Source organism: Maribacter litoralis (assembly GCF_003075045.1).
Classification (GTDB): Bacteria; Bacteroidota; Bacteroidia; order Flavobacteriales; family Flavobacteriaceae; genus Maribacter; species Maribacter litoralis.
In genome coordinates, this window is sequence record NZ_QCZD01000003.1 from 163929 (window position 1) to 178413 (window position 14485).

Consider the following 14485-nt stretch of genomic DNA (forward strand, 5'->3'; position numbering starts at 1 on the left):
TCAATTAATCTTTGGCGAAACTACAAAAAAACACATCTGGCATTGAAAGCCTTTATGGTTAAAGTAATCATAAAAAAATATGACTTTTACGTTCGCTATAAAATAAAAAAGGGATGCTTTCGCATCCCTTTTACCATATATTCTACACTGATTTAATTTCGTTTTACATCTTCGTATTTGGTATCCACAATACGTGTTCTATTTGCTTCTCCTGTACCAAATTTCATATTTAAAAATTCGTCATCACTATCAAAAACGGCTAGTTTAGTGCTTTGCATTCGTAACAACGAATTAAGCGACCTAAAATCATTTCCCTGTAATTGAACAAATTCTAGATTACTTAAGGTTGCCATACCACTAGGCATATCTCCCTCAAACTGATTATAAGAAAGAATTAATTCTCTCAAGTTCACCAAGCGACCTAAATCAACCTCTATTTCTCCTGCAAGCTTATTGCCAAACAACTCTAAACGCTCTAATTTTTGAAGTTTTTCTAACGACCTAGGTAGATTACCCTCTAGGTAATTACTGGATAGGTTCAACGTTTTAAGATTAGGAATTTCACCAATGCCTTCTGGAATTTCACCTTGAAACAAGTTGTTGAACATAGAAAGCTCTTCCAATTGTTTCATTTTTGAATACTCTTGCGGTAATGTACCCGAGATCTTATTCATTTCTAAACGTAATGATATCAAATTTTCTAAGCTGAAAAGGTCCTTAGGCAAATTACCTTCTAGAACATTGAAAGCAAGGTTCAACGATTTTAAATGAGTAAGGGCAGATATACCGTCTGGGATTGCTCCCGTTAGATTATTACGATACAATTTTAAACCAACCACATGACCATCTACTACCTCAACACCATGCCAACTAGATGGATCGGCTTTAAGATCCCATTTTTGTTGCCATTGCTCACCAACGGTACTTTGGTTGAATTCTATTAAATACTGTTTCTCACTTGCCGGTATTTGGGCTTGCACCAAAACACTACAAGCCAGAAGAATAAATAAGCAGGTTTGTTTGATATTATTTTTCATACTGAAAAAATTAGATTTTGGGGGATTTCAATTCGTACAATTAACACCTAAAAACATCATTTAGAATACTTTGGTGTAAAAAGTACTTTTATTATAACGTGCGAAAATTACATTTATGATAGTTTGGTATTTTAAATTGTAGAAAAATAAAAAAGAGATGCTGTTCAACATCTCTTTTTTTCACCAAACTAACTAAAAGTGTAAACTACTCTTACTCTTCTATATCTTCAAACTTCGTATCTGCCATTCTGGTTCTACTGAAGTTAATATCCTTAAATTCAATTTTCTCATCTTCCTTATCATAATCAAAAACCAAGTACTCTTTAGTTTCCAAAAGTTCTAAAGCTTTAAATGAACTGAAATTGTTATTCTGTATTTGAAAAACCTCTAAACTCGCCAATTGTGAAAATTCATTCGGAATATCACCAATAAGCCTATTATTTGCCAATACCAATTCTTTCAACTTACTAAGGTTACCCATATCTCTTGGAATAGTACCTTCTAGTCTATTTTCAAAAAGACCAAGGGTCTCTAATTGAGACAACGCACCTAATGAACTAGGAATATCGCCGTGCAACTCATTACTAGAAAGGTTCAACACCTTTAAACCTTTTAAATTACCTACCGAAGCAGGAATTTCACCTGTAAAAAAATTATTGAATGCAGAAAGCTCCTCTAATTGTAACAAACTACCAATACCTTCTGGCAGCTCACCATTTAGCCTGTTCATTTCTAATTTCAATACTTTTAAATTGGAGAGATTTTCTATTTCTACCGGTAACTTACCTGTCAATGAATTAAAAGCAAGGTTTAAAACTCTTAAATTCTCCAAATCACCAATCTCTGAGGATAGCGACCCCATTAAATTATTATGGAACAAGTTGATTTCAACTACCTTATCATCTTCAACCTTAACGCCATGCCATGAAGAAACCGGAGCTTTTAAATCCCACTTCTTTACCCAATGCATACCATTGGTAGTTTCATAAAGGTCAATTAATGCTTTTTTCTCTTTTTTAGAAACTTCTGCAAAACAAACGGTTGTTAGAAACAACAAGCTGAAACTTAAATAGTATAGTTTTTTCATATGATGGTGGTTTGGTATTCGTATTCAACTAAGAATTATCCTACAAATTTGAACTAATAACGTTGAAAACTGAAAGTTTATCGTTGATTTACCCTGCTTTGTTGTGAAACTACCAAAATATGTTGTGAAACCCCTGAAATCTGTGGTAAGAAAATTACGATTTACGTTAACTCCTCAATATCAATGGTTAAGGTTTCCCACTTTTGCATTAACGTCTCCAATTTCTTCTTTTTGGCTTGGTAACCATCAAAGAAATTAGGTTCCGCAATAGTGGCATCATAATCTACAAGCAGGTTATGATCAATTTCCTTAATTTCTTTTTCTAAAGTACCGATCTTACTTTCTACCGAACTCAATTGATTTTTAAGACTCTTAATTTTTTTCTGATCCTGAAAAGATGTGGATGCTTTTGGTTTTTCCTTCTCTGCAATTACTGTTTGTTTTTTTTCAATAGACCTAAAATCTTCTACTTTTCTTTGCTCTAAATAGAAATCAACATCGCCCAAATATTCTCTAATTTTTTGATCTTTAAATTCATAGACCTTATTGGTAAGTCCTTGTAAAAAATCTCTATCATGAGAAACCAATATTAGGGTTCCTTCAAAATTTAAACAAGCCTGCTTTAATACGTTCTTAGATTTAATATCCAAGTGGTTGGTAGGCTCATCCATTACAAGCACATTGAAGGGCTGTAAAAGCATTTTAGCTAAAGCCAAACGGTTACGTTCACCACCAGATAGTACTTTTACGTATTTATCCACTTCATCGCCCCTAAATAAAAACGATCCTAAAATATCTCTTACCTTGCTTCTGTTCTTTTCATTTGCCGCATCAATCATAGTATCTAGTATGGTTTTGTTACCATCTAAATATTCTGCTTGGTTCTGAGCAAAATATCCTATTTGAACATTGTGCCCCAGCTTTAGGTGACCTTCATGTTCTAGTTCGCCAACTATAATCTTTGCCAAAGTAGATTTACCTTGTCCGTTCTGACCTACAAAGGCGGTTTTGCTATTACGCTCTATAAGTAGATTAATATCGTTCAACACCAATTTACTACCGTAAGATTTGGAAAGCTCCTCTATTTCTACAACAACTTTACCTGGCGTAACGGAAATAGGAAAACGCAAGCTCATAACACTATTGTCATCTTCATCTACCTCAATGCGCTCAATTTTATCGAGCTTTTTTATCAATGATTGCGCCATTGAAGCTTTGGTAGATTTAGCTCTAAACTTTTCTATTAATCGTTCTGCCTGTTGAATTTCTTTCTCTTGATTTTTTTGAGCGTTAATTTGTTGTTGCTTGATTTCGTTTCTTAAAACCAAGTACTCGGTATATGGCTTATTATAATCGTATATACGACCTAAAGAAATTTCTATGGTTCTATTGGTAACGTTATCCAAGAACATTCTATCGTGAGAAACAATTACCACTGCACCGGTATAATTGTTCAAAAACTGTTCAAACCAAATAATGGATTCAATATCCAAGTGGTTAGTAGGCTCATCGAGAAGCAGTACATCATTACTTTGTAGTAAAAGTTTTGCCAGTTCTATTCGCATTCGCCAGCCACCGGAGAATGTTTCGGTCTTTTTATCGAAATCTTCTCTTTTAAAACCTAAACCTTGAAGTATTTTCTCTGTTTCACCTTGGTAATTATAACCGCCCAAAATTTCATAATGTTGGGTGATATCACTTAAATCTACTATTAATTGATTGTATGATTCAGATTCGTAGTCCGTTCGTTCTGCAAGTTGATGATTGATTTCATCTAACTTTAATTCTAAAGCCTTGATCTCTTCAAAAGCCTGATAAGCCTCTTCTAAAACCGACCTACCTTGAACAAAATCTATATCCTGCCTTAAAAAGCCAATTTTAATGTCTTTTTCAACCGCAATGACACCGGTATCCAAAGCCATATCTTTATTGAGCAGTTTTAATAAGGTTGACTTACCAGCTCCGTTTTTACCTACTAGTCCTACTCGATTACCCGCATTTAAACGAAATGAAATTTCTTCAAATAGATATTCTCCTCCAAAAGAGACAGATAGGTTGTGAACGTTTAACATAAATTCTTATTCTTCTTGTTGACCTAAGGTGTGTATAACATATACCCATACCTTTTGTACTTAATTATCTTTTCTTGATATAGATATAAGACAAGAAAAATGCCTTAAAATCGTACCTTAGTATAAAGTTTTGCAAATGTTAAAAAAAGGAAACAAACTCTACAGTATTTTAACAGGAAGTTGCCCCAGATGCCATAAAGAAAGCATGTATTTAGATAAAAACCCATATCATATGGGTAAAATCTTTGAAATGCACGAACGTTGTAGCCATTGTGGCCTAAAATATAAGATTGAACCTTCTTTCTTTTACGGAGCTATGTATGTAAGCTATGCCGTGGGAATTGCTTTCGCCGTTGCCGCATTTGTAATCGCGAATCTTTTTCTTGGTGCCGATCTCATTACAACTTTCATTGCCATTATTGGAACCCTCATTGTATTTATGCCTGTAATTATGAGGATTTCACGAAACATTTGGATCAATATGTTCGTAAAATATGAGCCAAAGGTTAGTCAAAAAAAAACTAATATTCAGCAAAACGAGTAATATCCATTTCTGGCAATAGCGGTATTTTAGATTCTATATAGTCATAAAGTGATCGTGCCGCCCAAGGGGCAATGGTAATACCATGGGAACCAAAACCGTTTAACACCCATAAATTCTTATGCTTTGGATGTTGCCCCACCAAAGGTCTTCTATCTTTAACCGTAGGACGCATACCTGCTACGTGGTCCACAACGGTAAAGGAACAATCTAAAAGATTTTTTAATTTATCTACAAGCTCATTTTTAGCCTCTTCTGTAGTTATATTGTCTTTTTGATTCCTATTATATGTTGCACCAACCTTGTACAGATCATTGCCTAGTGGAATTAAAAATATTGATGACTTAATAATATTCGATTCATCTAGTTCTTTTGCCTCAATTACTATATACTCTCCTTTAGAGCCCTGCATGGGCAAGTAATTAAAATACGGATTACGCATTAACCCGAAACCTTCGGTGAATACTATATGTTTTGCTTTTATGTTTTGATAAGTAATACAATCTTTTTCAAACTGTATTTGATCATAATCAAAAGTATCCAGCATCAGCTTATCATTGTCACGCAGCCAATTCTCATAACTATCAAATAATAGATTTGTATTCAATTTACCTGTTTGCAATACTTTACCGAATTTAAACGGAGCTTTTAATGCGGCATTCTCATTAGCAATCAACGTAGTATCCAAATAAGGTTTTAATTTTACTTTATCGGCTGCCTCAAACCATAAATTTTGCTCTTCTATACTGGCGAATTTTCGAAAAACACTTAATTTTTTATCAAACCTTACATCTAGTAATTCCTCTAAATCAGTATAAAACCGAGTAGCTATAGGAAGTTGCTCATCTGCACGCCAAGAAAGGGTAAACCTTTTTAAAATTACAGGGTTATACAAGCCGCCAGCAACACGAGACGATGTTTGCGAACGATCGTTAAACACTACGAACGTTTTATTATTTCTACGCAAATTCTCGCAAAAAGCAGTACCTGCCAAACCAAGCCCTACTACTATATAATCTACCATAGCACAAATGTACTTACAATGTATGAAACCATATAAAACAAAAGACCCGATCTGTCGATCGGGTCTTTTTTATGTGAATTGGATTTTCAGCAAGCTTAATAAGCCCACATGTCTTGTTCTTTATCTCTAATAGTTTCTTTAATTCTCTTCGCTTCCAATAACTGGAACAAAGCATTATCAGAAATATAATCATCGATGTTTCTATCTCCTTGTACGTTATCCTCTTTATAAATAACGGCATTGAATCTACGTGCATTCAACAACATATCAAATGAGATTGGCTGTGCAGAATTCTGAGAGTTAAACAGCTTTGCCTCGTGTAACATTTCTCGAGCATCTGGGTACCATACCCAAAAAAGCTCAACCATATCAGGATTCTCATCATCCATAAAGTTAACATCTGGAGCAACTGGAGCAATACCTAAAAGACGGTATTTTAATTCTCCTTGTCTCTTATCAAAATACCATATTCCTTTAATATGATACTCTTCAATATCTGCTGCAGATATAGTTCTACGGGTAATATACTCTTCAGAAACAGCTTCACCTGCATTCATTTGCTCATACCCATAATCTAGAGTATCGACCATTTGCAATGCATCTTTTAAATCTGCATAAGTTCTTTTTTGTGTAAAATAAGAATCTGTATAGGTATCTAATTTTCCACTTTTTAAATTTTTAACCAGTACATGGTATAACGATCTTCTATCAGGACCTATATCCATTGTATCTGTTGGGTAGTATAATGGGAAGTTTACTCTCTCATCTAAATCTATGGTCTCCCATAAAGTCTTAGACCAAAGTATATCCCTATCATCTACATAACCATATTCTAACGGAGCATCATTATCTACAGCTTTCTGTGCTTCTGTACGAATACCAACCTCTTCTGGTTTTTTAGCATTCAATACATTTGCTTGGGCCATCATTGATAAAGGTAACATTGTTACCACTCCCATTACTAAAACATTTTTCCAATTCATGTTTGCTACACTTTAAAATTAACCGGGCAAGACCAATAGGCTTACCCGGTATCATTCTATTTATTTAGTTTGTAATCTCCACAACTACTGGAGATACTTTCTTCAACTTGTACGTTTTATTATTTGTGATATAAGCTTCGATGTCAAATATTTGAACAACATCTCCTCTTTTAGCACGACCTAAAGCTTGTTTAGCCTTAGCATTCATTTTGTTTCCTCTTACAGAAACTGTTGGTTGACCTGGTACTTTGAATTTGAAACCGCTTACCGCTAAGTTCAAATCAAAATCGAAGTCTTCTAAACCAGCACCTATAGTAGCGATCTCAACATTTCTCTTTGGAAGTTTAAGACTACCTGTTTGCTTGCTTATGCTACCTGAAGGTCTTGGAATATCCTTAATTCTGAATTCAGACTTAGAAGATACTGTTTGACCATCTGGCAAAGTACCTGACGCCGTAATAGTAACATTTCTACCAGTACCTGGTGTCATTACATATTTACTACCACTTACACTCTTAAGACCTGGAGCAGAAGCTCTTACCTTATTGTTAGGTATACCTGGTATTGAGATAGACATTGGGTTAGCAACACCTCTATAAACAACATTCATTTTATCAGCAGCGATCAAAGCAGCGTTTGGCTTAGATATAGTTGCGAACGAGTTATTAACCTCAACAGGAATTTCTTCACCGTCTTGCTTAAAGTAGATTGTACCTTTTACTTCATGGTCACCGGCTGAACCAGAACCAATCAACATTTTAACACCACCTGCTTCTAATTTGTAATCAGTACCTTCAGATAATTTTCTTCCGTCTAAAGTCAATTCTGCTCTTACCGGAGTAGAAGAATTATCAGTTTTACTAATAATGATTTTACCATCATACTTTTCACCTGCGTAGTATGCAGATTTTGTAGCTGAAAGTGAAGTTGCAAAGTTCTTTAAAGAAACCTGGTTAGACAACTCACCTGCCAACATTGATTTTAATGCTGCTTCTTCAGTTATTTTAACGTCAGCTTGTAACTGAGTTAATTTTGCCAAAGATGCTACCAAAGGATATCCTTCGTAGTGGTAGTTGATCCAATCTTGCTTAGTACCGTCTCTTTTTTCAACTTTACCATTTTCGTCACCAGTTTGGAAACGATCGATAACAGATTGCTTTAAAGCTTCTGGTACAATTGCAGCTACTTGGTCTCTATAACCAGTTAGGTTGCTCATGAACTTTTTACCATCTTCTGATAAAGTTTCACCTTGAAATAATTTCTGATCTAAATAATCAGACATATCCATACGAGCATAATCCTTAGGATCTTCTATACCTTCAGTCATACCTGTTTTAAGTCCTTCTAGGTAATCATAATACTCTTGAGACATTGCTTTGATCTTCTGAGCATCTTGATATAACTTTTCGTACTTCGCAGCATCTTCAGATGCTTTAGTTCCAAGACTTTCCAAGAACGCATTGTTACTTGCTGTAGTCTTTTCGTTAGAAGTCTCTAGCTTTTCATTCATAATACCGAATGCTGCTAGCACCTCTTTACTCATGTTTAATGCCAACATTGCGATGAAGATCAAATACATTAAGTTGACCATCTTCTGACGTGGTGATTGTTTTCCTCCTGCCATGGATTTTTAATTTAGATTTTTAATTAATAATTGATTCGGGTCGGTAAAAATCCAAATTAGTTTTTGCTCATTGCAGATAACATACCACCATAAACACCATTCAATGAAGAAAGGTTTGTAGATAAAGAAGCCATTTGCTCTTTAAGTGCACTTGCATTTTGAACAACTTCTTCATTAACTGAAGCTTGCTTGCTAGCACTTTCTAATTGTACTTTATAAAGACTGTTCAAAGACTCCATTTGAGCGGCAGCCTGAACCATTTCACTAGAATATTTCTTAGTAGATTCCATAGCATCTACTGTTGGAGCGATACCTTTAGCGGCACCTTCAAAATTCTTAATGCTAGAACCTAAGCTCTCCATAAGATTTGCATCAACACCTGCTTCTTTCAATAAATCATCTAATTTCTTAGATAAAGACGCTTCTGCTTCTTTTATTTCTGTAGCAGCTTGTGCTTTTTTAGGAGCTTTGCCCTCACCACCAGCTAATTCTGGGTATACTAATGACCAATCTAAATCGTCATCTACTGGTTCAAATGCACTGATCGCAAAAATAAGTGCCTCTGTAATAAGACCTATCGCTAGAAGAATACCACCGTTTAATGGACCTAACTCCCAGTGAAGAATTTTAAATAATGCACCAATAATTACAACTGATGCCCCTAGGCCGTAGGCCATGTTAAATAATTTTTTTGTGGATTTTGACTGTGCCATGATTTTAATTTAATTTAAGGTTTAATAAAAAAGATTTGGTTAAAAAATGAATTTGAATTTATTATAAAACTGTTAATATTATTATTTATTGTGTTGAGTCTTCCTCACCCATATAATCTTGTACTGTTCTGAAACCTATGTAACTACGAGCTGAATCTGCGTACTCAAAGTCTCTTGTACTTACCTGCAAAAAGTATGCTACATCTTTCCAAGATCCTCCTCTAATAACTTTTCTCGTATTAGATTGGTCACCTCCGTTAGGGTTCATGGTCGAAACATAATCGTAAGCACTTGGATCGTAACTTGAGTTTGTCCACTCAGAAACATTACCGGCCATATTGTACATATTGAAATCGTTTGGTTCGTAAGATTTAGCTTCTACAGTATATAATGCTGCATCTGCCGCGTAATCTCCACGTTGTGGCTTAAAGTTTGCCATAAAACAACCTGTATCGCTAATTACGTATGGTCCACCCCAAGGGTACGTACCACCTTCGATACCTCCTCTTGCTGCATATTCCCATTCTGCTTCTGTTGGAAGTCTAAATTGGTTTACAAATTGCTTACCACGACTCTTGTTATCATCGTTTTTATACTTTGTTCTCCAGTTACAGAATGCTTTAGCTTGCTGCCAAGTAATACCGACTACAGGGTATTCACTATAAGCATCATGCCAGAAGTAATCATTATGCATAGGTTCGTTGTAAGAGTAAGAGAAATCTCTGATCCATACCGTTGTATCTGGATAAATTTCTACCTCTTCTGTCTTGATAAAGTCTTTACGGCTTGTGTTTCCTTTTACAGAAGCTCTTGCCGCAGCTTCAATATCCATCCAGCTATATTTATATTTTAATTGCTTAACATCGATTGTACGTTGACCGTTATAAGACTCTTCTTCAGATAAATAGATAGAATCCATGATTTCGGTATAATACTCATCTGGATAATCTGACGTATCCCAAATCAGTTCTTCGTCTTTGCTCAACGCTCTACCTTCGTATCCTGTTTCGCCCATCCCGGAATAATTATCTAACATATACTTGTCATAAACAGATGCTCTTGTAGTATCCGCATCTTTAAATGCATAATCACCGATACCACCTTCTTCTGGGCCAATACCCAACTCATCTGCTAAAATGGCCAACTTGGTTCTAACAATAGAATCTTTTACCCATTCAACAAATTGACGATACTCACTATTAGTGATTTCGGTATCATCCATGTAAAAAGAACGTACCGTAACTGTCTTAGTAGGTGCATTCAATAATTTTCCTTGGTCTTCTTCACTCTTACCCATGATAAAAGAACCCCTAGGGATAAGTTCCATACCATATGGTTTTTCTGGATACCACTTTTTTCCCTGGACTCCGGTTAGCTCACCTTTCTGTTTAGACCCACAACTTGTGAGTAAAAAAACAAACGCTATAGAGGATAACAATAGCTTCTTCATACTTTAGGTTAAATTTCGATTATGGTTTAAACTCAGAATACAATAATTTATTCTAACAACTAAAACTAGGTTTTATATAAAATATTGTATTAAAGTCTTTTAATGCTTTAAAAAAAATTATGTTAATTAAAGCCTTTCTTGTAGGCCTTGAACCACCTTTCAGGAATCTGTTGATTACATGCGTCTACATAATCCTTCTCGGTGCAAGGTAATAACGCAGGTGTATTGGCTTTAGTATGTGAAGTAAAAATTGATGGCACTTCTGTCCACCATCTTTCTGTTAATAAACTTTTGTAGAATACCAATTCTTCGTCTTCGCTAGGTACATTATACTTAACAAAGTCATCTGTTTTGGTGTACGGAGATTCTTTTATTCTAAAATTGATTCCTTCTATGAAGTACCATATTATCTGCGCTATAAGCTGTTGTGATTGTACGGTATTCTCCATTTCATACAATCCAAATACAGATACTTTATCGCTTATACCGGCATATCTAGATATTGCACAGATCTCTCTTCCATTAAATCCGTTAGGAGAGAAATTTGCCGACATAGAAATTTCACTTGCTTTTACCGATCGTAAGTCTAAACTTACCATATGGGCATTTCTAAGCACAGGTTCTGCCAAAGAAATATCGTTTGCGACCTCACCAAGTCTATAAGCATCAAAAAATAAACGCTCCATAAGATCAATTTCTTCTTGGGCATTAAAATAGCTTTGATAACCAATGTTTGAAAAATTAAACAGATTGTTTGGCTTATCGGTGATGATCTTACTCATATAAGAATGAGAAGAGATAAGCTCGTCTTCTATTCCGAAATCAAACCTACTGTCTATAGCTACCAGGTTGATCATTTCCCTGATACCATCAAAAGCCCTATACGCAGGGTAGGTAATATCTTGTGTAGCCCCTAAAATAATAGGAATTATATCTTCTTCAAGTAAACCGGCAACTACTTCCTTTACCACAAAATAGGTATCCTCAACGGTAGCTCCTTCTTCAATATCACCTAAATCGACAATTGTAGCGTTCCAATTACCTATTAAGAGTTTATAGAACTGTATTCTTATTGCGGAAACATCGAGCTTTTCGTGTTTCTTCTCATAGGCATTTCTAGATTCCCTTACCCCTAATAGCGCTATTGTAGCGTTTGCCAATACAGGCAAACCATCTTTCTCAGTATGTATATAGGTGTTTTTACCAATAGACTGACTTGGCAATAACTCATTATGGGCTAAAACTTTGTCCGATACAGGAACTAGAAAATCAAAGGCCATTATAGAATATGTTTAGAAATCATAAAAATACTACACTCGTATTGAGACCTAAAAATAGATTACTTTTTTTTCTTAGCCTTAGCTTTTGTCTTTTTCTTTGGTGTTTTTTGTTCAATTAATTTTTGAGCTTCTGCCAAGGTCATTTTAGTTACATCGACCGTTTTGGCCAATTCTACCTTGATTTTACCTTTTATTACATTATGCCGTCCCCATCTAGCCTTCTCTATACGAATGCCTTCTTCTTCCCAGTTATGAATAACCTTATCGATCTCTTTTTGTTTTTTGATTTCGATTAGCTCTATAATGTCATCATTAGATAAATTATCAAAATCGTACTTTTTGTTTACGTTAATAAACATACCGTTCCATTTAATGAACGGCCCAAATCTACCTGTACCTTTTGTAACTTCTAAATCTTCGTACATAGCAATTGGCGCATCGGCCTTCTGCTTAGCAACAATAAGTTCTATAGCTCTATCCATCTCTATTTCAAAAGCACTCTCGCCTTTATCCATAGAAATAAATTTCTCACCAAATTTCACATAAGGTCCAAATCTACCTACGTTGGCCAATACTTCTTCTCCTTCATAAACTCCTAATTTCCTAGGAAGTTTAAAAAGATCCATTGCCTCTTCATAAGAAATGGTGTTTAAAGATTGCTCTGGTAATAAACTTGCAAATGTTGGCTTTTCTTCATCATCAACGGTACCTATTTGCACCATTGGTCCAAATCTACCTAAACGTACAGATACTTGTTTTCCACTTTTTGGGTCTTTACCCAATATTCTTTCTCCGCTGGCACGGTCTGCATTTTCTTCTACATCTACTACATTAGGATGAAAATCTTTGTAGAAATCTTTCATCATTTTCTTCCAATCCTCATCACCGGAAGCTATTTCATCAAAATCTTCTTCTACTTGAGCGGTAAAATTGTAATCTAATATATTGGCAAAATTACTTACCAAGAAATCAGTTACGATCATACCAATATCCGTAGGCACCATTTTACCTTTATCAGAACCAACATTTTCGGTTAGGTTCTTTGTTTCTATTTTATCTGAAGCTAATATCAATTGTTGATACTTACGCTCACTACCTTCAATAGTACCTTTTTCAACATAACCTCTATTAAGAATAGTAGATATTGTTGGCGCATATGTAGACGGTCTACCAATACCCAACTCTTCTAACTTCTTAACCAAAGATGCTTCCGTAAATCTATATGGTGCTCTTGTAAAACGTTCTGTCGCTGAAATAAAGTTGTTCAACAAACGCTCACCTTGCTTCATTGCCGGCAGCATACCTTCTTGTTCTTCTACAACATCTTCATCATCTACACCTTCCATGTAAACTTTCAAGAAACCATCAAACTTTATTACTTCACCATTAGCTGTGAACTCTTCTGTATGTTTGTTGGCCTTTATTCTAACATTGGTACGTTCCAATTGCGCATCGCTCATTTGAGATGCAACGGTACGTTTCCATATTAAATCATATAATTTAGATTGATCGCGCTCCAACGAAGGAGATTGATTCCCCATATCCGTAGGTCTAATAGCTTCGTGTGCTTCTTGAGCTCCTTTAGACTTCCCTTTAAAGTTTCTTGTCTCGCTATACTCTTTACCATAGTTTTTTTCTATAGCTTCCTTGGCAGATGCTAATGCTTCGTTAGAAAGATTAACACTATCCGTTCTCATGTAGGTTATTAAACCCGCTTCATACAAACGTTGGGCTACCTGCATGGTTCTACCTACAGAAAAATATAATTTTCTTGATGCTTCTTGTTGTAATGTAGAAGTGGTAAACGGCGCAGATGGCGATTTCTTAGCCGGTTTTTTATCTAATTTACTTACTGAAAAATCAGCTGCTTTGTTTTTCTCTAAAAATGCCTTTGCATCTTCTTCGGTAGAAAAGGTTTTATTAAGTTTTGCGGAAAAAACACTTCCTGCCTCTGTTTTAAATTCTGCTGCTATCTTAAAAGATGCTTGTGGCTCAAAAGCCTCAATATCTCTTTCTCTTTCTACAATCAACCTTACGGCTACCGACTGAACACGACCAGCTGAAAGACCTGGTTTAATTTTTTTCCAAAGTACAGGTGATAGTTGATAACCTACCAAACGGTCTAATACTCGTCTAGCTTGTTGTGCATTTACAAGATTGAAATTGATTTCCCTTGGGTTCTCAATCGCTTTTTGAATAGCTGCTTTTGTAACTGAGTTAAAAACAATACGTTTTGTCTTCTTCTTGTCTAAACCTAGCTCTTCTGCCAAGTGCCAAGAAATAGCCTCTCCCTCGCGATCCTCATCACTCGCAAGCCATATAGTTTCTGCTTTATCGGCAAGACCTTTGAGCTTCTTTACCAAAGCTTTCTTTTCTTTATCTACTATATATTTAGGGGTGAAATCATTCTCAACATCTACTCCCAACTCCTTAGAAGGTAAATCTGCAATGTGACCAAAGCTCGATTCTACCTTAAAATCCTTACCCAAAAACTTCTCTATAGTTTTGGCCTTTGCAGGAGACTCAACAATTACTAAATTTTTCGCCATCAACCTTGTTTATACTTACAAATGTATACTAAAAATTATACTTTGAAATTTCAGGAATTTATTTTTTCCCATATTTCAACAGTGTTTCATTCATAATTTCGTGAAATTCATAGATATAAACGAAT

General features: G+C 35.2%; 11 protein-coding genes. 1 reads left to right on the top strand and 10 read right to left on the bottom strand.

Going from position 1 to position 14485, the window contains the following annotated elements; translation table 11 throughout:
- Positions 1-152: 152 nt before the first annotated feature.
- The 3 genes from DCS95_RS12210 to DCS95_RS12220 all read right to left on the bottom strand — a co-directional run bounded on the left by DCS95_RS12210 (position 153) and on the right by DCS95_RS12220 (position 4196).
- Complete coding sequence (locus DCS95_RS12210) at positions 153-1037, bottom strand: leucine-rich repeat domain-containing protein (RefSeq protein ID WP_116771081.1); 885 nt, start codon at positions 1035-1037, stop codon at positions 153-155.
- Positions 1038-1248: 211 nt separating this feature from the next.
- Positions 1249-2124 (bottom strand): leucine-rich repeat domain-containing protein, encoded by an 876-nt coding sequence (locus tag DCS95_RS12215; protein ID WP_116771082.1) that lies wholly within the window; start codon positions 2122-2124, stop codon positions 1249-1251.
- A gap of 161 nt (positions 2125-2285) precedes the next feature.
- The gene (locus tag DCS95_RS12220) at positions 2286-4196 is read right to left on the bottom strand and encodes an ABC-F family ATP-binding cassette domain-containing protein (RefSeq protein WP_116771083.1); all 1911 of its coding nucleotides are present in this window, start codon (positions 4194-4196) and stop codon (positions 2286-2288) included.
- A gap of 136 nt (positions 4197-4332) precedes the next feature.
- Here DCS95_RS12220 and DCS95_RS12225 point away from each other — a divergent pair, with 136 nt between their 5' ends.
- Entirely contained in the window at positions 4333-4740 is a 408-nt protein-coding gene (locus DCS95_RS12225; protein WP_116771084.1) for a DUF983 domain-containing protein, read from the top strand.
- On the opposite strand, the gene DCS95_RS12230 is transcribed toward DCS95_RS12225, so the two are convergent.
- The 7 genes from DCS95_RS12230 to topA form a co-directional block, all read right to left on the bottom strand.
- Positions 4718-5761: an NAD(P)/FAD-dependent oxidoreductase gene (locus tag DCS95_RS12230; RefSeq protein WP_116771085.1), complete on the bottom strand. Its 1044-nt coding sequence runs from the start codon at positions 5759-5761 to the stop codon at positions 4718-4720. The genes DCS95_RS12225 and DCS95_RS12230 overlap by 23 nt on opposite strands.
- Positions 5762-5856: 95 nt before the next feature.
- On the bottom strand, positions 5857-6744 hold the full coding sequence (porN, locus tag DCS95_RS12235; protein WP_116771086.1) for a type IX secretion system ring subunit PorN/GldN: 888 nt from the start codon (positions 6742-6744) through the stop codon (positions 5857-5859).
- Positions 6745-6808: 64 nt separating this feature from the next.
- Positions 6809-8368: a type IX secretion system motor protein PorM/GldM gene (porM, locus tag DCS95_RS12240; RefSeq protein WP_116771087.1), complete on the bottom strand. Its 1560-nt coding sequence runs from the start codon at positions 8366-8368 to the stop codon at positions 6809-6811.
- 56 nt (positions 8369-8424) lie between these two features.
- Positions 8425-9081 carry a type IX secretion system motor protein PorL/GldL gene (gene porL, locus DCS95_RS12245; protein WP_116771088.1) on the bottom strand — a complete coding sequence of 219 codons (657 nt, stop codon included), beginning with the start codon at positions 9079-9081 and terminating at the stop codon, positions 8425-8427.
- Between the two features lie 85 nt (positions 9082-9166).
- On the bottom strand, positions 9167-10531 hold the full coding sequence (gene porK / locus DCS95_RS12250) for a T9SS ring complex lipoprotein PorK/GldK (protein ID WP_116771089.1): 1365 nt from the start codon (positions 10529-10531) through the stop codon (positions 9167-9169).
- A gap of 122 nt (positions 10532-10653) precedes the next feature.
- A complete protein-coding gene (locus DCS95_RS12255) occupies positions 10654-11811 on the bottom strand; it encodes a formimidoylglutamase (RefSeq protein ID WP_116771090.1) in 1158 nt (385 codons plus the stop codon).
- Between the two features lie 59 nt (positions 11812-11870).
- Complete coding sequence (gene topA, locus DCS95_RS12260; RefSeq protein ID WP_116771091.1) at positions 11871-14360, bottom strand: type I DNA topoisomerase; 2490 nt, start codon at positions 14358-14360, stop codon at positions 11871-11873.
- Positions 14361-14485: the final 125 nt, after the last annotated feature.